The organism is Actinomyces sp. oral taxon 448 str. F0400 (assembly GCF_000220835.1).
Classification (GTDB): domain Bacteria; phylum Actinomycetota; class Actinomycetes; order Actinomycetales; family Actinomycetaceae; genus Actinomyces.
The window spans coordinates 852,017-871,304 of record NZ_GL985606.1 but is presented as its reverse complement, the minus strand read 5'-3'; the positions used below and the strand labels follow the sequence as shown (position 1 = coordinate 871,304).

At 70.9% G+C, this 19,288-nt stretch carries 17 protein-coding genes and 4 tRNA genes; 6 read left to right on the top strand and 15 right to left on the bottom strand.

Going from position 1 to position 19,288, the window contains the following annotated elements; translation table 11 throughout:
- Nucleotides 1–49: 49 nt before the first annotated feature.
- The 3 genes from ygfZ to HMPREF9062_RS03760 form a co-directional block, all read right to left on the bottom strand.
- Nucleotides 50–1,324: a CAF17-like 4Fe-4S cluster assembly/insertion protein YgfZ gene (gene ygfZ, locus HMPREF9062_RS03770; protein ID WP_009748705.1), complete on the bottom strand. Its 1,275-nt coding sequence runs from the start codon at nt 1,322–1,324 to the stop codon at nt 50–52.
- Nucleotides 1,324–2,067 (bottom strand): FABP family protein, encoded by a 744-nt coding sequence (locus HMPREF9062_RS03765; RefSeq protein ID WP_009748704.1) that lies wholly within the window; start codon nt 2,065–2,067, stop codon nt 1,324–1,326. Before HMPREF9062_RS03765 ends, ygfZ begins: the two co-directional genes overlap by 1 nt.
- 263 nt (nt 2,068–2,330) lie before the next feature.
- Nucleotides 2,331–3,002 carry a winged helix family transcriptional regulator gene (locus HMPREF9062_RS03760; protein WP_009748703.1) on the bottom strand — a complete coding sequence of 224 codons (672 nt, stop codon included), beginning with the start codon at nt 3,000–3,002 and terminating at the stop codon, nt 2,331–2,333.
- A 56-nt stretch (nt 3,003–3,058) separates the two neighbouring features.
- On the opposite strand from HMPREF9062_RS03760, the gene HMPREF9062_RS03755 reads away from it, so the two are divergent.
- The gene (locus tag HMPREF9062_RS03755) at nt 3,059–3,994 is read left to right on the top strand and encodes a tellurium resistance protein TerC (protein WP_441293813.1); all 936 of its coding nucleotides are present in this window, start codon (nt 3,059–3,061) and stop codon (nt 3,992–3,994) included.
- 38 nt (nt 3,995–4,032) lie between these two features.
- On the opposite strand, the gene HMPREF9062_RS03750 is transcribed toward HMPREF9062_RS03755, so the two are convergent.
- The 4 genes from HMPREF9062_RS03750 to HMPREF9062_RS03735 all read right to left on the bottom strand — a co-directional run bounded on the left by HMPREF9062_RS03750 (nt 4,033) and on the right by HMPREF9062_RS03735 (nt 9,980).
- Nucleotides 4,033–5,079, bottom strand: a complete 1,047-nt coding sequence (locus tag HMPREF9062_RS03750; protein ID WP_009748701.1) for an NUDIX hydrolase — start codon at nt 5,077–5,079, stop codon at nt 4,033–4,035.
- 21 nt (nt 5,080–5,100) lie between these two features.
- The gene (locus HMPREF9062_RS03745) at nt 5,101–7,701 is read right to left on the bottom strand and encodes an RNA degradosome polyphosphate kinase (RefSeq protein WP_009748700.1); all 2,601 of its coding nucleotides are present in this window, start codon (nt 7,699–7,701) and stop codon (nt 5,101–5,103) included.
- A 113-nt stretch (nt 7,702–7,814) separates the two neighbouring features.
- Nucleotides 7,815–8,546 (bottom strand): hypothetical protein, encoded by a 732-nt coding sequence (locus HMPREF9062_RS03740; RefSeq protein WP_009748699.1) that lies wholly within the window; start codon nt 8,544–8,546, stop codon nt 7,815–7,817.
- Nucleotides 8,547–8,768: 222 nt separating this feature from the next.
- Nucleotides 8,769–9,980 carry an MFS transporter gene (locus tag HMPREF9062_RS03735; protein WP_253270649.1) on the bottom strand — a complete coding sequence of 404 codons (1,212 nt, stop codon included), beginning with the start codon at nt 9,978–9,980 and terminating at the stop codon, nt 8,769–8,771.
- Nucleotides 9,981–10,376: 396 nt separating this feature from the next.
- On the opposite strand from HMPREF9062_RS03735, the gene HMPREF9062_RS03730 reads away from it, so the two are divergent.
- Nucleotides 10,377–10,450: transfer RNA gene (locus HMPREF9062_RS03730), tRNA-Lys, on the top strand.
- A 136-nt stretch (nt 10,451–10,586) separates the two neighbouring features.
- Here HMPREF9062_RS03730 and HMPREF9062_RS03725 read toward each other — a convergent pair.
- Both HMPREF9062_RS03725 and HMPREF9062_RS03720 read right to left on the bottom strand, forming a co-directional pair.
- On the bottom strand, nt 10,587–11,978 hold the full coding sequence (locus HMPREF9062_RS03725) for a GntT/GntP/DsdX family permease (RefSeq protein ID WP_009748697.1): 1,392 nt from the start codon (nt 11,976–11,978) through the stop codon (nt 10,587–10,589).
- 65 nt (nt 11,979–12,043) lie between these two features.
- Nucleotides 12,044–12,556 carry a gluconokinase gene (locus tag HMPREF9062_RS03720; protein WP_009748696.1) on the bottom strand — a complete coding sequence of 171 codons (513 nt, stop codon included), beginning with the start codon at nt 12,554–12,556 and terminating at the stop codon, nt 12,044–12,046.
- Nucleotides 12,557–12,785: 229 nt separating this feature from the next.
- Here HMPREF9062_RS03720 and HMPREF9062_RS03715 point away from each other — a divergent pair, with 229 nt between their 5' ends.
- Together HMPREF9062_RS03715 and HMPREF9062_RS03710 are read left to right on the top strand one after the other, a co-directional pair.
- A complete protein-coding gene (locus tag HMPREF9062_RS03715; RefSeq protein WP_009748695.1) occupies nt 12,786–13,499 on the top strand; it encodes a FadR/GntR family transcriptional regulator in 714 nt (237 codons plus the stop codon).
- Between the two features lie 117 nt (nt 13,500–13,616).
- Complete coding sequence (locus HMPREF9062_RS03710; RefSeq protein ID WP_009748694.1) at nt 13,617–13,985, top strand: hypothetical protein; 369 nt, start codon at nt 13,617–13,619, stop codon at nt 13,983–13,985.
- Nucleotides 13,986–14,018: 33 nt separating this feature from the next.
- Here HMPREF9062_RS03710 and HMPREF9062_RS03705 read toward each other — a convergent pair whose 3' ends face one another.
- The 3 genes from HMPREF9062_RS03705 to HMPREF9062_RS03695 form a co-directional block, all read right to left on the bottom strand.
- On the bottom strand, nt 14,019–14,996 hold the full coding sequence (locus tag HMPREF9062_RS03705) for an AEC family transporter (protein WP_009748693.1): 978 nt from the start codon (nt 14,994–14,996) through the stop codon (nt 14,019–14,021).
- Nucleotides 14,997–15,005: 9 nt separating this feature from the next.
- Nucleotides 15,006–15,476, bottom strand: a complete 471-nt coding sequence (gene msrB, locus HMPREF9062_RS03700) for a peptide-methionine (R)-S-oxide reductase MsrB (RefSeq protein ID WP_009748692.1) — start codon at nt 15,474–15,476, stop codon at nt 15,006–15,008.
- Between the two features lie 121 nt (nt 15,477–15,597).
- Entirely contained in the window at nt 15,598–17,112 is a 1,515-nt protein-coding gene (locus HMPREF9062_RS03695; protein WP_009748691.1) for a mechanosensitive ion channel family protein, read from the bottom strand.
- A gap of 217 nt (nt 17,113–17,329) precedes the next feature.
- Here HMPREF9062_RS03695 and HMPREF9062_RS03690 point away from each other — a divergent pair, with 217 nt between their 5' ends.
- The gene (locus tag HMPREF9062_RS03690) at nt 17,330–17,662 is read left to right on the top strand and encodes a PadR family transcriptional regulator (protein WP_034253700.1); all 333 of its coding nucleotides are present in this window, start codon (nt 17,330–17,332) and stop codon (nt 17,660–17,662) included.
- A complete protein-coding gene (locus HMPREF9062_RS03685) occupies nt 17,662–18,780 on the top strand; it encodes a permease prefix domain 1-containing protein (protein WP_009748688.1) in 1,119 nt (372 codons plus the stop codon). The genes HMPREF9062_RS03690 and HMPREF9062_RS03685 overlap by 1 nt, the downstream gene beginning before the upstream one ends.
- A 139-nt stretch (nt 18,781–18,919) precedes the next feature.
- Here the strand turns inward: HMPREF9062_RS03685 and HMPREF9062_RS03680 are convergent.
- From HMPREF9062_RS03680 to HMPREF9062_RS03670, 3 genes are all read right to left on the bottom strand, one after another.
- Nucleotides 18,920–18,992, bottom strand: a tRNA-Phe gene (locus HMPREF9062_RS03680).
- Between the two features lie 46 nt (nt 18,993–19,038).
- A tRNA-Asp gene (locus tag HMPREF9062_RS03675) sits at nt 19,039–19,112 on the bottom strand.
- A gap of 58 nt (nt 19,113–19,170) precedes the next feature.
- A tRNA-Glu gene (locus HMPREF9062_RS03670) sits at nt 19,171–19,243 on the bottom strand.
- Nucleotides 19,244–19,288 lie beyond the last annotated feature (45 nt).

Below are 19,288 nucleotides of genomic sequence, written 5' to 3'. Positions count from 1 at the left end.
CCCTACCGGTCGTGCGGCCCCGTGCCCGGAGGCCGGCATGTGTCCGCCGTCAGTGCAACAGGCTCTTGCGCAGCCCGGCCCCCGGGCGCTGAGCCGGGCTGGCCTGCGCCTTGCCGTCCGGGCAGACGAGCGGTTCCTGAACGGCGTCCACGCGGGCGGCCGCCCCGGAGCCGCCGCCCGGCCCGGCCCCGGCGGATCCGGGACCGGCCTCCTCGGCCGCGTCCACCGTGAGGGCGGCGTCCACCGGCGCACTCCGACGCAGCAGGGCGAGAGCCATCGGCCCCAGCTCATGGTGACGGGCCACCGAGGTCACCGACCCCACGGCGCGCTCCCCCAGGCGCACGACGGCGCCCGGCGCGGGCAGCCGGCCGGTCAACCCGTCGAGCTGAAGGATCGTCAGGCGGCGTGGCGGCCGCCCCAGGTTGAGAGTGCGGGCGATCGTCTCCTGCCCCGGGTAGCAGCCCTTGGTCAGATGGACGGCCGTGCGCAGCCAGTCGAGCTCGTGGGGGATGGTCCGCTCGTCGACCTCGCGCGCCCAGCGCGGTCGCCCCGCCTCGATGCGCAGCGCCTCCCAGGCCAGCGACCCGGCCAGGGCTCGCCCCGGCCCGTCCGCCAGGAAGTCGTCAACGACCTCGCCGACCGCGTCCACGGGCACGATCACGAGACCCGCCCGCCAGGAGGCGCCTGGATGAGCACGGGCGAGGCCGACGTCGTAGCTGGTGCCGCCCGGGACGACACCGGGCCACGGGTCGCGCCACGCGCCCGGGCCGCCGCGGTCCGCGGCGTCCGGGTCAGCGGCATCGGGTCCAGCGGGATCGGAGCCCGCTCCTCCACCGAGCCGAGCGAGCCGCACGCGCCGCGCGGCCCCGTCCAGGGCGTCCGCTCCACCGCCCATGGCCGCCAGCACGGCGAGGTCCCCGGCTGCGGCGACCTCGACGCGCAGCATGAAGCGCATACGCTGAAGATGCTCGGCCAGAGCGGCGCCCCGTCCGGCCTCGGTGACGAGCCGGAGCGTCCGGCCGTCATCAAGGGCGGCCAGCGCGTGGGCGATGTGCCCGTGAGCGTCCAGGATGAGTGTCTCGACGCCGCCGTCACCGGGCACGAGGCCGGTGAGCACCTGGCTGGACAGGGTCGTCAGCCAGCTCAACCGATCGGGGCCGGACACGACGACGACGTCGCGGGCCAGCGCGGTCACGGCGGCCCCGCCGACCAGGAGCCTCTGCTCGCGCAGAGGGTCGCCGTAGTGGGCGGGGACGGGCTCATCAGGATCGCCGACGGCGTTGGGAACCGCGCCCGGGCGGTTCAGGAGCGGGGACTGCCGCATCAGGCCCGCCCCTCGGCCCGGGGCCCGGCCGAACCGTCAGCCTGGTCGGCGGCGATGGCTGCGCGCAGGGCCGCGCCCGGGTCGTCAGCCGGCTCGTCGGGGCCCGGGACCCGGCCCAGCCGGCCCGAGGCGTAGGTCGTCAGCTCCTCGACACCGAAGGCCGCCATGTCCTGGGTCCACATGAGGTCGCCGCCCACGAGCCCGAACATCCGGGTCATCTCAGTCAGAGCGGCGGCGGTACGGGTGCGGCCCACCGCCTGAGTGCCGACCTGGGCGCGCGGTCCCTGAATCCAGCCCTCCCACACGGCGACATGTCCGGCGGGGTCAGCCGAGACGAGCTCGAGGGAGGTGACGGGAACGTCCGGCGATCTCGATGAGGCCGCGTCGAGGCCGCCATCGGCGCCGTCGGCATCCGCCTCCTCCTGATCCGCCTCCTCCCGACCGACCGGCCGCCAGTACGCGGTCTCCGCGGACCAGACCCGAGCGGGCGCCAGGCGCGAGAAGCCCTCCAGTCCGGGCGTTTCGAAGTCGAGGTCCCGGGAGCGATCGGCGTCCACAGTCCACACCGTCGTGCGCTGGCGCAGGTAGGGGCCGCCGTCGTGGTCGAAGACCATCTGCTGAGCCACGGCCTGCTCGGGCACGGTCTCGCCGTAGGTGAGAATGCCGTAACCGCGCCACGTGCCGATCAGCCAGGCCAGCGGGTAGATCTCGGGCGCCAGATCGTCGGGAAGCGTGAATGCCATGCCCGCAGAGTACGTGCCCGGCCAACGGCCCGCCGTGACCGCGCCCACCGGCCGCGGCGCGACGAACGCGATGAAGCGGGGATGAGGACGTCGGGCCGGAGAGCGCCAGTCGGCGCGAATGCCGCTCGCGGCGGCTTGAGGTGGAGCCCGGGGCCCGTCGCGGCCCGACGCCGCCACCAGGATACAGGCGCTTCACGGCTCGTCCGAAACCGTCCGCCATCCGCGGAGTGTCGGCGAACCGGCGAGTCGGCGCCAGTCGCCGCCTACTCCTCGTCGGGGGCGTCGAGGCGGTAGCCGACATTGCGCACCGTGCCGATAAGATGATCGTGCTCGGTGCCGAGCTTGGCGCGCAGACGGCGGATGTGAACGTCGACCGTGCGCGAACCGCCGATGTAGTCCTCGCCCCACACTTCATCCAGGAGCACCTCGCGGGTCAGCACCCGCCCCTGATTGAGGGCGAGGTACTTCAGCAGCTCAAATTCCTTGTAGGTCAGATCGATGATCTGCCCGCGGATGCGAGCCGTGTAAGCGGTCACGTCGATGACGAGGTCGCCGACCTCGATCTGGTCGTCGCCGACCTGCTCGGGAACGACCGCCCGAGTGCTCAGCAGCCGCAGGCGAGCGGAGAGCTCGGCCGGCGTCGCCCCGGCCATGACGAAGTCAACGGCGCCCCAGTCGGGCTGGACGGCGGCGGCGCCGCCCTCCGCCACGACCAGGATGATCGGCGGGCAGTCCATCGGGCCGCTCAGAAGCTGGCACAGGGCCCGCGCCCGCATGAGGTCCCCGCGGGCGTCGATCATGACGACGTCGGCGTCATCCACGGTGCTGTAGGAGGCGGGGGCGGGGGGGCGGCAGTCGACGCTGAAGTCCAGGAAGGAGGCCGACGGGAGAACAGTGGAGACATCATCCTCACGGGTGAACATGATGACACGCATGCTCAGAACTCCTTCCGCTCCCCGGTGGGCTCCGGATGTCAGTGAACCACATCCCCATGTTTCAGGTATGGGACGATGCCTCCGTGAACACCCAGGACGCCTTCGCCTCGCCGAGCTCCGCCTCGCCGTCCTCCCCGGGGGCGACGACGGAGCTCGGCGCCTACGGCACCCGCCGCGGCGGGCACCACCCGATCGAACCCGGCCTGGTCGACCCGGCCTGGACGCGCCTGGCCACGGCCGGCGTCGTGCCGCTGCTGCTGGCCGTCTCCGCGGTACTGCCGGCGTGGATGAGGCTCATCGTCGTGGCCCTGCTCGTCCCGCTCACCGCGCAGGGCTGGCCCGCCCTGGTCCGCTCCCAGCACGACCAGGGCGCGACGGCCGTGGTCTGCCTGACCGGGCTCACGGCGGCCGTCGCCGTCGCCCTGCGCGGGGACTACGGGATCGCGGGCGTGGTCATGGCGCTGAGTGTGCCGACGGCCTTCATCTCGCAGATGGCCCGCCACGACGGACGCGAGGACCTCGTAGAGGACCTGTCGGCGACCGTGACCGGGTGCCTCATCATGGTCTCGGGCGCCGCCTGGTGCGCACTGACCCCGGGTCTGGCCGACCCGGCGGTCATCGTCCCCTGCGCGCTGTCGCTGTTCACCGGCGCGCTGCTGACGGTGCTCGAAGTGCGCGCCACCGTTCTGGAGGCGTTGACCCTGACGGTGCCCACACTCGTGGCGGCCGTGGCCGGAGGCGCGCTGGCGACGGTGGGGTTCTTCGGGCCCAGCCACGTCGGTATCGAGCCGGCTCTCCAATCGGCGGCCGCATGCCTGGTGGTGGGATTCGTCGCGGGCGTGCTCATGGCGGCCTCCAACCGGGTGCTGTGGACGCATCGGTGGGTGCCCGGCGGCCGCGCCGCGGTGGCGAGCGCGATCGTGCCGATCCTGGCCCTGGGCGCACCGGTGTACACGATCGCGCGCCTCATGGGCGGCTTCGTCGCCGGCTAGCTCCTCGGCGAGGCTTCCGAGCGAAGCGGCCTCGGCTCTCAGCGGCCCTCGGACAGGACCGGGCGCTGCTTCTCAATGGACACCGCCCGGATCTTCCCGTGGGGCCGCCGGGCCATGTGCACCACGAGGATCTCCCCCGTTTTGAGCCACGGGTCCCGGTCGGGCACCGACCGCAGCAGCTTGCCCGGCGCGTACTGGGAGATCACCTTCATGACCGTGGGCAGCACAGGACGATGCGTGCACAGTGCCACCGGTGCGTCCCGGTGGCGCAGCACCTCGGAGACGACTTTGCGGGCCGCCTTGCGGGAACGGGAGTGGGCCGCCTCCGTCAGGGCAGGCTGCGCGACGACGTCGAGCCCCGCGGCCCGGGCGTAGGGCGCCACCGTGTCCGCGCAGCGCCGCCACGGGCTGGTCACGACCCGCCCTACCCCGTAGGCCGCCAGCACCGGCACGAGCGCGCGGGCGCGCACCTCCCCCTGGTCGCGGGTGAGCGGGCGGGTGGCCTCGTCCGCCTCCTTGTCGCGCTTGTCGCTCGCCCTGGACCGGTTCCACACCGAGCGCTTGACCGCACGAGCATGGCGCACGAGAACGAAGGTCCACGTGTCGAGCTTGCCGTCCTCCCACAGGTCCACGAGACTGCCCAGCAGATCGCGGTCCACCGCGTGCGTCAGCAGTCCGCGGGCCTTCTTGGCGCGCTGCCATGCCACGCCGTCGATCTCACGGGCCGACGCCGGGGAGACCGCGGCCCGGGCCCGTGCACTCGGGTCCTCGTCGGGCAGTTCGCGTGCGGCCCAGTAGTGAACGTGCTTGCGGCGCCCATCGGAGATCTTGTAGCGAACCGTCTCCAAGGGCTGGCCCAGGGCAATCCGGGCGCCGGTCTCCTCGGCCACCTCGCGCACCGCGCACGTGCGCACGGACTCGCCCGGCTCGACCTTCCCCTTGGGGAAGGACCAGTCGTTGTACTTGGGGCGGTGCACGAGCAGAACCTCGAGACGATGGTGGCGCTCGCGCCACACGAGCGCGCCGGCGGCGCGCACGACGCGCTTGGCGCGCTTGGCGCGCTTGGCGCGCGACGACGATGACATGGCCTCTCCCCCGCTGACATCTCAGTGACGGCCCTTGACGCGCGAACGCGCCCGGGCCATCAGGGTGCTCTGAATATCCTCGAGCCGCTCGCCGTCGGGGCCGTAGGCGTGACGCGTCCAGGTGCCGTCGGGGTTGAGCCACCACGAGGAGACGGCGTCGGATGCCGCGTGGGCGACCAACCAGTCCAGCTCATCGATCATCGCCGGGTCGGTGATGCGCACGAGCTCTTCGACGCGCCGGTCCAGATTGCGATGCATGAGGTCGGCCGACCCGATGAACAAGTCGGTCCGCCCGTCGTTGCAGAAGGCGTAGACGCGCGAGTGCTCCAGGTAGCGCCCCAGGATGGAGCGCACCCGGATGTTCTCGCTCAGCTCCGGCACGCCGGCGCGTATGCCGCAGATGCCGCGCACGACGATGTCGACCGGCACGCCCGCACGACTGGCGCGGTAGAGGGCGTCGATGCAGGTCTCGTCGATGATGGAGTTGACCTTGATGCGGATCCACGCGGGCCTGCCGGCGCGCCTGTTCGCGATCTCGCGTTCGATGCGCTCGACGAGCCCGTCGCGCACGGTGCGCGGCGCCACCAGCAGGCGGCGGAAGCGGGCGCGCGGGGCGTAGCCCGACAAGAGGTTGAACAGGGTCGTCATGTCCTGAGCGACGTCCCGGTCGCAGGTGAGCAGTCCCAGGTCCTCGTAGCCGCGCGCCGTCTTGGGGTGGTAGTTACCGGTGCCGACATGGCAGTAGCGGCGCAGCCCGTCGCTCTCCTGACGCACCACCAGGAGCAGCTTGCAGTGGGTCTTGAGCCCGACCATGCCGTAGACGACGTGAACGCCGGCGCGTTCGAGCTTACGGGCCCAGGAGATGTTGTTCTCCTCATCGAAGCGTGCCTTGATCTCCACGATGGCGACGACCTGTTTGCCCTCCTCGGCCGCCTCGATGAGGGCGTCGACGATCGGCGAGTCGCCGGACGTGCGGTAGAGGGTCTGCTTGATGGCCAGAACCTTGGGATCGGCGGCCGCCTGGGAGACGAACTCCTGCACGGAGGTGGAGAAGGAGTCGTAGGGGTGGTGCAGCAGGACGTCGTGCTCGCGGATCGCGGCGAAGATGTCCCCCGCCGAGCTGGATTCCTGGGGGGCCAGGCCCGCCGGGGTGACGGGCACGAACCGCGGGTACTTCAGCTCGGGCAGGTCCAAATCGTGGAGCTGATTGAGGGATGTCAGGTCCAACGGAGCGGGCAGCTCGAAGACGTCGTCATCGTGCAATCCCAGAGCGCGCACAAGGTAGCGCCGTACGAAGGGCGTGATGGTGTCCTCGACCTCCAGGCGCACGCCGGCCCCGAAGCGACGGCGCTCGAGCTCCTTCTCCATGGCTTTCAGGAGGTTCTCGGCGTCGTCCTCCTCGACCTCGAGGTTCTCGTTGCGGGTGACGCGGAACAAGTGGTGCTCCAGGATGTCCATGCCCGGGAAGAGGTGGTCGAGGTGACGGGCGATGACGAGCTCGATCGGGATGAGCGCGGTGCCCGCGGCCTTGTTCCTCGTGCTGAGCTCGCGGCCGGGCACGGTGATGTAGCGGGGCAGCGACGGCGGCACCTTGAGGCGGGCGAAATGCTCCTTGCCGGAGCGAGGATTGCGCAGCAGGACGGCGAGGTTGAGCGACAGGCCCGAAATGTAGGGGAAGGGATGGGAGGGGTCGACGGCCAGAGGGGTGAGGACCGGGAAGATCTGGTGGCGGAAGTAGCGGGTCAGGCGCTCGGCCTGCTCCGCCGTCAGGTCCTCCCAGGCGAGGATCTCGATGTTGTGGGCGGCCAGCTTGGGGCGGACGTCGTCCTGGAAGAGGGCGGCCTGGCGGGCGGTGAGATCCTTGGCGCGCTCGGTGATGGCGGCGACGACCTGGTGGGCATCCAGGCCGGAGGCGCGCACCGGGGTGATGCCGGCCTTGATGCGCCGCATGAGGCCGGCGACGCGCACCATGTAGAACTCGTCGAGGTTGGAGGAGAAGATCGCCAGGAACCAGGCGCGCTCCAGCAGCGGGAGGTCCTGGTCCTCGGCCTGCTCCAGGACCCGCTCGTTGAAGTCCATCCATGTCAGCTCGCGGTCGGTGTAGCGCTCGGCGAAGGACTCCAGAGGAGGCAGGTCGTCCTCGGGATCGGGCGGGTCGGACACGGGCGCCTCCCCGTTCCGCGCCTCGCAGACGTCGTCGGCCCGCGACGGGTCGGCGGCGATCGCCGGGGGCGGCGCGGGCCTGGCGATCGCCGCATCGATGAGGGCGTCGGTGCTCTCCGCGCCGAGCGGGCCCCGGCCGGTCCACCCGGGGTCGTCGATGTTCTCATCGAAGTCCTCGTCCTCGTACTGGGGACCGGCGTCGTCGGCGAAGTCGCGCGGATCCGCCGCCTCGATGACATGATCGACCATCTCGGGGTCGTCATCGGGGTCCGCGGGGATGTCGATGTCCTCAGCCTCCGCGAGATCCTCGCGGGCCGACGCCTCCGCGACGTCCGCAGCCGGCTGGGGCCCGTCGACGGATGCGGTCCCGTCCCGGGCCCGGTCGTCGGGGAAGGCGGCGGGCGGTACGGGGCTCTCCTGGGATGGCGTGGGTGTCTCGGCGGGGTCGGGCGTCGTCATGAGGGCATGGTCCCACGTCTGGGCCGGTGTGAGGAGTACGTCGGCGAGCGAATCTTCCGCACGATCGGATCGTGCCCCACGATCGGGCGGCACGGCCACGGCCCGGGCCCCGATCAGTCCAGACGGCCGGAGGCGGCTCGGCGCGCGGCCTCGGTCACTTCATCGGCGGTGGCCAGGAGGGCGGAGTCCCGACGGGTGACGCGGTCGGCGAGCTCGTCGGCATCGTCGACGATCCACGCCGGGTCGCTCCCGGCCGCGAGCGCGCGCAGAAAGGCGGCGACGGTGGCCAGCACGGGCACCAGTGCGGGCAGTCCACCGTCGGCCCGCCCGGTGAGGACCCGGTCCAGGAGGGCGCGCACATCGAGCGGGGAGGGGGCCGGGTCCGCCTCGGCCAGGGCCGCCTCGAACCGGGCTAGGACCTTGTCGTCCCGTCCGGTCAGGTCGACGACGGTGGCGTAACGTCTGGCGACCAGCGCCGGATCGCGCCGGATCCACTCGCGCACCAGGAAGAGGCGCCACAGCACCCCGGGCAGGGTCGTGGCGGGCGAGTCGGCCCACAGCTCGGCGACGGCGTCGACGCCGTGGGAGGCGACGGCGGCCACGACGTCGGGGCGGGCGAGCCACTCCCCCGGTTCCTCGGAGGCTTCCCCGGCGGCGCAGTTCCCGAGCGGTGAGCCGGGCGCCTGCCCGTCGCCCGGCTCACCGCCCTCAGAAGGATAGCCTCCCAGGAGGGCCTGGGCGGTGCGATGGGCCAGTTCGGAGGAGGCGGCGGTATCGGCGGTGCCCTCGATGGACTCGGCGGCCTCCGGGTCGAGGCGGGCGGGACGGTGGAACTGGCGGGTCATAGGGGCTCCTCATGCGGGATTGCTGTCGGCGCGCCCTCGCCGGGCGCGGGGACGCTCTATTCTCCCGCATCGGGTGCTCCGGGGAACGGGGCGCGCGAGCTCCGCGGGGACGACATATCAGGATATCGGGAGGGGTGATGCGGCCGCCTCGGCGGCCTCTTGCGGCTCGGAACTTCCCGCCGGCGGCGCGGCGGCCCGGAGGCCGGGACCGGCGGAACGGGGCTATTCCCCCTCGCTGCTCCCTCCCGGCAGCGCCGCGGGCAGGCGCCTCAGCGCGGTCAGCGCCACCACGGCGATTCCGCCCGCCAGGCAGGCGCATGCCCCGGGATAGCCGATCGTGGAGGTGAGCGCCCCGGCCAGGACGGGTCCGAGCGTCAGCCCCGCGGCGTAGGCGAGGTTGTAGAGGCTGTAGGCGCCGCCGAGAGCGGGCGGCGTCGTGCGCGCCCCCTGCACGCCGATGAGGGTGCTGGCCGGGGCGATGAGGAAGGCGATGGCCGCGCCCAGGGCGACGATCCCCGTGATCATGGCGGGCAGGTGCGAGCTGGCGCCCGCGATCGCCAGACCCGCGATCGCCAGACCCGCGCCGATGAGCGTGAGCAGCCTCGGGGAGACTCGGCCGAGGGCCGCGCCGACGAGCGGGTTGAGAACCGCCCCGACTATGACGAGCAGGGCGAACAGCAGGCCGATCCCCGCAGCGTCGAGGCCGAGGCCGTTCGCCAGGCGGACCGGGAGGATCGGCTCGATCGCGCTCGTGACGGCGGACCCCAGGCAGATGAGGACGACGACGGGCCACGACCCGTTGACGCGCAGCACGTCGCGGGCGGTCGCCGGGTCGTCCGTCTGGGGCGGGGTGGGCCTGATGAACACGACGCGCAGGATGCCGTCGACCAGGAGGACCGCCGCGGCCAGGACGAAGGGGGCCTCATGGCCGTGATCGCGGGCGAGCCAGCCGGCCAAGGGCGGCCCCGCGAGAGTGCCGACGGATACCATGCTCATGGCCAGGGCGAGGTACGGCCCGCGCCGTGCCAGGGGGATGGACGCGGCGATGAGGGCGAGGCTCGCCACCCAGCCGAGCCCGGCGGCGGCCCCCTGCATCAGACGGGAGATCAGGAGCAGCCAGTACGGGCCGCCGACGGCGAACAGCAGGCAGACCGCGGCCAGGCCCAGGAGCGCGGCGAGCAGCGGTCCGCGGGGGCCTCGGCGGTCGACGAACCGTCCGGCGAGGGGCGTGACCGCGATCATCATGGCCGCGTACGCGGCGAACAGCAGTCCGGTCGCCGACGCTCCGAAGCGTTGGACTGCGGGCATGAGGGGGAGGAGAGGTATGAGCATGCCGTAGACGAGCATGTCGGTGAACAGAGCGGTGCAGGAGACGATGACCGCCATGCGCGGACTGGTCCTGCTCGTTACGGGTGCTGGGACGGACGCGGGCATGAATGCTCCTCGGTAGGCGTGGGCCGCGGGCGCCGGCCGTCCGGCAGCGAGAGTGCGCGATTCCGCCGACGGCGGAGTCGGTGGCCTTCCGGCCTCCCGTCATTCCCCGGCGGAGAGCCTCGGAGGATCTCGCAGGGGCGATAGCCGGCGGAGCACGGCAGTACGGATGAAGATCGTGGATGAGGGGCCGGCGTCGAACGGGCGCAACACCAGAGAGCGATGGCTTCGCGGACCGGCGCGGTGTTCGCGACGGGCGCCTCACGACATACATACAAACATGTACGTATATTTTCGTCAAGAGATCGGTGCCGCGAAGACATGCCTGCTCGCCGCCGCCCGCACCCGCTATGCTGACTGCCGCCGCTCGACGCGAACCGTTCCCGCGCCCGGCGCAACGCCCCCTTAGCTCAGCTGGTCAGAGCTGCGGACTTTTAATCCGAAGGTCGTGGGTTCGAGCCCCACAGGGGGCACCCCGCCCGCGGGCCCGGACGCCGACACCGGCACCCACCTGGCATCGTCCTCCTCTGAGGTCGACATTCTCGTACGAGGTCGACGGCGGCGCCGTCGACCTCGTACGAGAATGTCGATATCGCCAGTGGGCGCGCCCTAGAACAGCCCAAGGACGAGGGCGATGACGCTGATCGCCACCATGGCGGTCACCGACAGGAGCGTCTCCATGAGCGACCACGTTTTGAAGGTCTGCCCCACCGTCATCCCGAAGTACTCCTTAACCAGCCAGAAGCCGGCGTCGTTGACGTGGGAGAGGAACACCGAGCCGGCGCCGATGGCCAGCACGAGGAGGGAGACCTCGACGGGGGGCATGCCGGCGGCGAGCGGCGCCATGATCCCCGCGGCCGTGACGGTGGCCACCGTCGCCGACCCCGTAGCCAGACGCACCGCCACGGCGACGAGCCACCCGGCCAGGAGCGCCGGAACGGCGGCCTGCTGAATCCAGGAGGCGATGATGTCGGCGATGCCGGAGTCGACGAGGGTCTGCTTGAATCCGCCACCGGCGCCCACGATGAGCAGGATCCCGGCGATCGGGCCGAGGGAGGAGCCCACCCGGTCCGCCACCTGGTCGGCGCGCAGGCCCAAGCGGAAGCCGAAGAGGTGCATGGCGACCAGAACCGTGATCAGCAGCGCGACGATGGGCTGACCGACGAACAGGGCGGCGTGCGCGACAAGAGCGGGCGAGCCCTCGGACACGGTGGTCTCCACGACGGTGCGCAGGAGCATGAGCGCCACGGGCAGCAGCACCACTGTGATCGACGCGACGAAAGAGGGGCGCGCACCGTCGTCACCGTCCTCGGACCCGCCGAGAGGCTCGGAGGCCTCGATGGGGACCCACCGGGCCATGGCGCGCGCGGCAACGGGGCCGGCGATGATGACGGTGGGAACGGCCACCAGCAGGCCCAGGCCGAGGGTCATCCCCAGGTCGGCGTTGACGGAGTCGATGGCGAGGAGCGGCCCGGGGTGCGGAGGCACCAGGCCGTGAAGGGCGGACAGCCCGGCCAGTGCGGGTACACCCACCAGAACGAGGGGCTGGCGGGCCCGGCGCGCCACCATCATGACCACGGGGATGAGCAGGACGATACCGACCTCGAAGAACAGCGGAATGCCGACAACGAAGGCGATCAGGGCCATCGCCCAGGGCAGCCGGGGGCCGGGCGCGCGCGCCAGGACGGTGTCCACGATCTGATCGGCGCCGCCGGAGTCGATCAGGAGTCGCCCGATGATCGCCCCGAAGGCGATGAGCGTGCCGACGTTCCCGATCGTCGAGCCCAGGCCGTCGGTGAAGGCGGCGAAGGTGTCGGCCAGGGGGACGCCGGCGACGGCGGCGAGGACCGCCGACCCGAGAGTCAGCGCGAGGAAAGGATGCATCTTGCGCCATACGATCAGCACGATGATCGCGATGATGCCAACAACCGCGGCCGCGATGAGCTGCACGTCGTTGTCGGCGTGCGTTACCGTGCCGGCGGCAGGAAAAGCGAACGCCATTGTCGTCTCCAGATTGTGTCGATGGGCGGAAATCGGATGTCGGGCAGGACGGGCATCAGGACATGTCAGGCGCGCTCAAGCGCGGCGAGGATCGCGTCGAGGGTCTCCTCGGGGGTAGGACGCGACACCACGGTGACGCCGTCCTCGTCGTCGTCCAGGGGCTCGAGGGCGGCGAACTGGGAGGGTAGGAGGGCCGGGGGCATGAAGTGCCCTTCGCGGTGGGCCATGCGCTCGCGCAGCTCGTCGGGATCGGCGAGCAGATGGATGAAGAAGACGCGGCCCTCCGCCTCGGACAGCAGGTCCCGGTAGGAGCGCTTGAGCGCCGAGCAGGTGACGATGGTCCTGATGCCGTCAGCGGCGCGCGCGCTCATCCAGTCCCGCAAAGATGTCAGCCAGGGCCACCGGTCCTCGTCGGTCAGGGGGACGCCTCGGCTCATCTTGGCGATGTTGGCGGCCGGGTGGAAGTCGTCGGCCTCGGCGATCGGCCAGCCGAGGGCCCGATGGAGATTATCGGCGGCGGTCGTCTTACCGCAGCCCGCCACGCCCATGAGGACGAGGTGCTCGACGGGGCGGGTCATGGTCACTCACTCCTTGATCACATCATTGTTGATCACTGATACAACGATTATACATGGAACATACTATTTTTGGAAGAGGTGCGTTCTCCCATCGTCGGGCGAGCGTTGACGGAGCGGAAGCGCCCGCCCGCTAGGATGAGGGCGGCGACTTTCGATTCCGCCGGCTCCGCGCATCGACGCGGTGGTGGATCCGATCGCCTGCGGACGTTCCCCGTGCGAAAGTGCAGTCATGCCCACCACCGATCGACACCACGACGTCCTGGATGCGCTCGGGCGCGCCGTCGTCGGCGGCGAGATCGCTCCGGGCGCCTCACTGACCCTGGAGGACGTCCAATCCCGATACGGGGTGTCACGAACCCTGGCCCGCGATTGCGTGCGCGCCCTGGAATCCTTGGGCGTGGTCGTCTCGCGCCGTCGCGTCGGCATCGTGGTGCGCCCGCGTGAGAAATGGTCGGCGCTGGCGCCCCAGGTGGTGCGCTGGCAGCTCGAGGTCGACCCGCGCGGCCCGAAACTCGGCGCCCTCACCGAGCTGCGCGCCGCCGTCGAACCGGTCGCCGCCGCGGCGGCGGCCCGCCGCGCCACCGAGAGGCAGCGCTCCCGGCTGCTGACGCTGGCGGACTCCATCCGGGTCAAGGGAACCACCGGAATCGTGGCCTCCTACCTGAAGGAGGACATCGCCTTCCACAGTCTCGTGCTCAAGGCCAGCCACAACGACACCTTCGAGGCGCTCACCGGCGTTGTCGCGGAGGTGCTCTCCGGGCGCGCCCGCCTGACCGGCGAGGTCCAGGTGCCCGTGGCCGAGGCGCTCGAACTTCACGAGCGCGTCGCTCACGCCATCGCCGCCGGCGACGCCGAAACCGCCGAGACCCGCATGCGCGACCTGGTCGCCGAAGTACGGACGGTCCTCCTGGACCGCGGTCTGCGCGGTTTCCTCGAGGCCTGAGCCCGGACTCCTCCCATCGCCGACCGGAAGGCGGAACCGTGATCGTGGACCGGGGTTCCCCTTTCGTCTACGCTGTTGAACCACCGCACTGCCGCGTGTTCGAAGGAGGTTATCGCGATGCGCCGGGAGATCTCACCGTACGAGACGCGCTCGAACGCCCGGGTGCGGATCAGGATCCTCATCGGCCTCCTCGTCCTCGCAGTCCTCGTCGGCGGTCTCCTGTGGGCGTGCAATCGAAAGGGCGACGATCAGCCCCCGCAGGACCGGGCGCGGGACGCCTGCCAGGAGCGCGTGGCCAGCGGACTCGACGACCCGCAGCGCGCCGCCTTCTCCGACGTGACCGTCACGGCGGTCAACGACACCCACTGGGAGATCACCGGCACGGTCGCTCAGTCGGGCGGCCCCGACGAGGCCGGCACAGCATTCACATGCAAGGTCAAGCACGAAGACGATAAGTACTTCGCCACCTACAAGCTCGACGAGTAGCCCGGCCGATTCGGCCGGCGCATTCCATCTCACTCACCCCAGCACCGCGGCGGCGATCAGGATGATCGGTGCGAATCCGACGGTCGTCAGCAGCACGGCGTCGCGGGCCAGCGGCTTGGCCACGCCGTAGCGCGAGGCGTACATGAAGACGTTCTGAGCCGTCGGGAGGCAAGCGGTGGTGACGGGGACGAGGAGGTCCGGCCCGCGCAGCCCCAGGCCGAATCCGCCCAGAGCCGCGATCCCCGGCAGAACGAGCAGCTTCCAGCCCAGCGCCCAGCGCAGAGCCGCCCGGTCGGCCGCATTGTGCACCGGTTCGGGCGGCGGAGCGGGGGCGCCCTCGCCCGACGGCGCGCGCAGCCGGGAGGCCGCCAGACTCATGCCCAGGGAGAGCATCATGAGCGGCACGGCGATGCGTCCGAGAGTGCTGATGATCTCGCGCAGACGGCCACCCGCGATGCCGTCGAGGTCCACCCCGCCGAGATTGACGGCGACCCCGGCGACCACGGCCAGCAGGAGGGGATTGCGCACGGGGATGGTGAAGGTCGCCAGGCGGGAGGGGCTGCCGCGCCGGGTGACGGCATCGAGGATCGCGAAGGTCGCGGGCGTGATGACGAGGAGCTGGAGGAGCAGGACCGGGGCGATCGGAGTCGCGTCGCCCCGGACCAGAACAAGGACGGGAATGCCGAGATTCGCGGCATTGACATAGCCGGAGGCGAGGGCGCCGATGGTCGCCTCCGCCGTCGTGCGGTGCAGGATGAGCCGGTGCAGGAGCCAGGCGCTCAGGATCGCCAGGACTTCGGCTGCGAGCGCGGCGAGCGTGCCGGCGCTAGCGACGGCGCTCAGGTCGGTGTCCGCCAGGGTGCCGATGAGCAGAGCCGGGGTAGCGGCGAAGAAGCAGACGCGGGTGAGGACGGTGTCCGCGTCGGACTGGACGGCGCCGGTGCGCACCAGCAACCAGCCGACGCCGATGACGACGGCGAAGACGGCCAAGCTGCCGATGACGTCGCCCACGGCTCCGCCTCAGTCCAGCGATTCGGAACCCGCCGCGTCATCGGCCTCGAAGGTCAGGCACACGGAGTTCATGCAGTAGCGCCGGCCGGTGGGCGTGCCGGGCGCGTCGTCGAAGACGTGGCCGAGATGGGAGCCGCAGGCGGCGCAGCGGACCTCGGTGCGCGCCATCCCGTGACTGGTGTCGGTGGACAGGGTCACGGCCCGCGAATCGGAAGGATCGTAGAAGGAGGGCCAGCCGCAGCGGGAGTCGAACTTGGCGGCGGAGCGGAACAGCTCGGCACCGCAGCCGCGGCAGCGGTAGACGCCTGTGCGACTCTCGTCCAGAAGAGCTCCGGTGAAGGGCCGCTCGGTGCCGGCCTCGCGCAGGACGTGGTATTCGAGTGGATCGAGCAGGGCGCGCCACTGGGCATCGGTGCGGGCGATGGCGGCCGGGTCGAGGCGGGGCTCGTCGGCGGTGCTGCGGGCGTTGGTATCGGTCACGGGGACATGGTGGCCCGCTTCCGGCGCGGGTGCGAGCAACGTTCACGCATCGGGAATGGCGAGGGCTCCGCATGCCGGGCGCCGGCGTCCGGCACGCGGAGCGCGCCCACTCCGGGAGTCTTTATTCGAGGAGCTTCTTCTGCTCGTCGGTGGAGATGATGCTCGTGGACTCGGTGGGATCGGCCTCGTGCCGGGGCAGGGAGGAGTCGTCCTGACGCCACTGGGCATCGCGCGCCAGGATCCGGCGCCGGCGCACTTTTTCACGCCGCGCCCGACGCAGGCGGGACAGGCCCTTGGCGGCCGCGCGCACACGAGCCTCCTCGATGGGATCGCCCTCCTTGGGCCGGCGCACGGCGGTGGTGGTGTCGGCGCTGACGGCGGCGCCGTCGTCGTGCTGGAGGGCGACCAGTTCCTCGGCCAAACGGGCCACCTCCTCGGGCTGGGGGTCGTGGGTGACCTGGACCTGCTCGACCTCCACACGGGTGCGAGGCAGAGCGAAGGGCGCCTCGCGCTGGAGCCAGGCCACGAGCTCCTCGCGCACGTAGCACTGGAGGGTGAAGACGTCGGAGGGATTCTTACCGGACACGGCGATGCGCAGCGTGACCGTGCCGCTGGAGGTGTCGGTGACGTCGAGGTTGGCGGTGCGCCCGTCCCAGACGGAGGAGGAGGCGACCACGCGGGCGAGCTCGGCGCGCACCGAGGCGACCGGCACCCGCCAATCCAGGTCCAGGGTCAGGGTGCCCACGTGCTGCGTGCCGCGCCGCGACCAGTTGGCGAAGGGATTCTGGGTGAAGTACGTGGAGGGGTAGATCAGGCGACGATCGTCCCAGATGCGCACGACGACGTAGGTCAATGTGATCTCCTCGATGGCGCCCTGCTCCTTGCCGACGACGACGATGTCGTCGACGCGGATCGCGTCGGTGAGGGCCAGTTGGATGCCGGCGAAGACATTTCCCAGCGTCGACTGCGCGGCCAGACCGGCGATCACGGAAACCAGGCTGGCCGAGGCGAGCAGGGAGCCCATGGCCAGACGGGCCCCCGGGAAGGTCATGACGGCGCCGACCAGGCCGCAGATGATGATGATGACCTCGGCCACGCGCCGCAGGACCTGCGCCTGGGTGGTGACGCGACTGGCGCGCCCCGGGTCGCCGCTGGCGTGCACGCCGGCGACAATGCTCGACTCGAGGGCCTTGGCCAGGCCGACGACGACCCACGAGAGGGAGAGGATGATGCCGATGCGCAGCGCCTGCAGGGCCGCCTGGGCCCAGTCGGGCGTGGCGACGGTGGCGACGGCCAGCTCCGCGCCGAGGTAACCGCCGGTGACGCCCGCCAGGACGTAGAGAGCGGTGCGCGTGTAGCGGCCGATTTCGGCGTACATGGTCTGACGGCGGCCGAGTGCGCGCAGGATGACGATACCGATGAAGGCGAGGATGAGACCGATGGCGGCTCCGGCCCCGACCCGCAAGGCGATACTGGCCACGTTAACCGCGGTCTCGGTGACGGTCTCGGCAGTTTGAGCGATGTCGATGGTCGGAGATTCGGAGGGACCGGGGGTGGGGGTGGGGCCGGCATCGGTCGCACGCGTGACCGTTGTAAGGGAGGTGCTCGCTACCACTGCGAGAGGCGGGAGGTTCATGGCCGTCACCTTAGGAGTCGCTCCTGGGAGCCGGCTGTGCGAGGACCGGGGGCGGCTCGAGCAGCACCTCGACGTCCTCTCCTACGAGCCTCGCGCAGCATGCGAGACACAGCACGCACGGTGTATCACGTCGGACAAACCATGTTAGACACAGTACGACTGTCGTAGTATGTTAGTCGTACGCATCCCTCAGGAACCGATCCGAAAGGAGTTCCGAGTGATCAGCGCCGATGCCATCCGCGGCTACATCGATCTCATTGTGCTGACGCTCCTGCACGACAGACCCTCGTACGCCTACGAGCTCGCCAAGACGATCACCGAGGTCTCGGCGGGCGAGTACACGATCAAGCAGACCACTCTCTACTCGGCGCTCAAGCGCCTGGAGGCCGCCGGGCTCGCCTCCTCCTACGCGGACACCTCCGCTTCCGGCAAGCCCCGCACGTACTACCGTCTCACTGATGGCGGCGCCGCCCATCTGGCGGACAAGCTCGCCGAGTGGGAGGACACCAAGACCCTCATCGACCGATTCGCACAAGGACACCGCCACTGATGGACGCCATCGACACCTTCCTCGACGCCATGTTCGTCCCCTACCCCGCCACCCCCCGCCTCCTGGAGGCCAAGGGAGAACTTCGCGCCATGATGGAGGACGCCTACGCCGACGCCATCGGGCGCGGCAAGACCCACAATGAGGCCGTCGGCCAGGTCATCACCGACTTCGGCAACCTCGAGGAGCTCGCACCCGCACTCGGCATCCTGCCGGACATCCGCTCGGCCGGCGACGCCGGAGCCGCCGGCGTCGCCGCAGAGTCCTCGGCCGCCCCGAAGACCGGGGCCGCATCGCTCTCGCAGGACGACGCCTCCGTCGGCTACCCCGTTATCACCCTCCCGGACGCGCAGGCCCTCGCCGAGGCCCGGCGCCGGACCGGCCGACTGCTCAGCCGAGGCGTCGCCCTGTTCGTCCTGGCCCCCATCCCGCTGCTCACCGCGATCGGGCTGAGCGGCGACGACGGAACGGGAACGTCCGGATTCGGCGAGCAGCTGGCGATGGTCATCGGCCTGGCCCTGACCCTCGTCCTCGTCATGATGGGCGTCCTCATCCTCATGCAGCGCCACCGGTCCTTCGCGGGTCTGGAGCACGTAACCGATGGACGGTTCACGAGGAACCCGATCGTCTCCGCCTGGGCGGCCCGCCTGCGAGTGGAGAACGAGGGCCCCCGATCGCGCGCTCTCATGCTCGCCGTTGGGCTGTGGATCATCTCGGCCATCCCGACCGTGGCCGGTGGCATCCTCAGCGACCAGCCGGGCCGCTCCCAGTACCCGCTCTTCGGCGTCTCCACCACCCTCGCGCTCGTCGCCGCTGGCCTGTTCATCCTCCTGCCGACCACCTGGGCATCCTCCACTCACGAGACCCTCACCGAGGAGGGCCGCTCGGCCGGCGTCCCCGGGCAGTGGGACCGGTGGAGCCGGAAGGACTCGGACAACCCCGTCGTCAACGCCATCGCGGCCATCTACTGGCCCCTGATCCTCGTGATCTTCCTGGCGTGGGGGTTCCTCGGCAACGGATGGCACATCTGCTGGATCGTGTGGCCGATCGGCGGCATTCTCTTCGGCGCGATCTCCTCCTTCATCTCCACCCTCTCCATCGGCCGCCGGACCCAGCGCTGAGACCGAGCCGAACCGGCCACCGCCCCCCTCTCCCCCGCTCCCCGCCGAGATCGGTTCGCACCCAGGCGCAGCGCGCCCGCCATCGCCTCCGGGCAGAGCGAAGCCCTCGGAACCTTGTGAGTTCCGAGGGCTTTCGCAGTGGCTCCGACCGGCGTCGATCCGGTGACCTTTCGATTTTCAGTCGAACGCTCTACCAACTGAGCTACAGAGCCTCGGGATGGGATCGGTCCGGTCTCACCAGACCGGACCGACCTTCCGCGACCTCGACGGGACTTGAACCCGCGACCTCCGCCGTGACAGGGCGGCGCGCTAACCAACTGCGCCACGAGGCCTCGCTCGGCACGAAGCCGGACTCTGAACGAGCCGCTCTATACCACTCGCACGAGTGAGTACCCCCAACGGGATTCGAACCCGTGCTACCGCCGTGAAAGGGCGGGGTCCTAGGCCGCTAGACGATGGGGGCCTGGTGCCCTTGGCGTCGTCGCGCCTCGAACCGGGTAGAACAGTA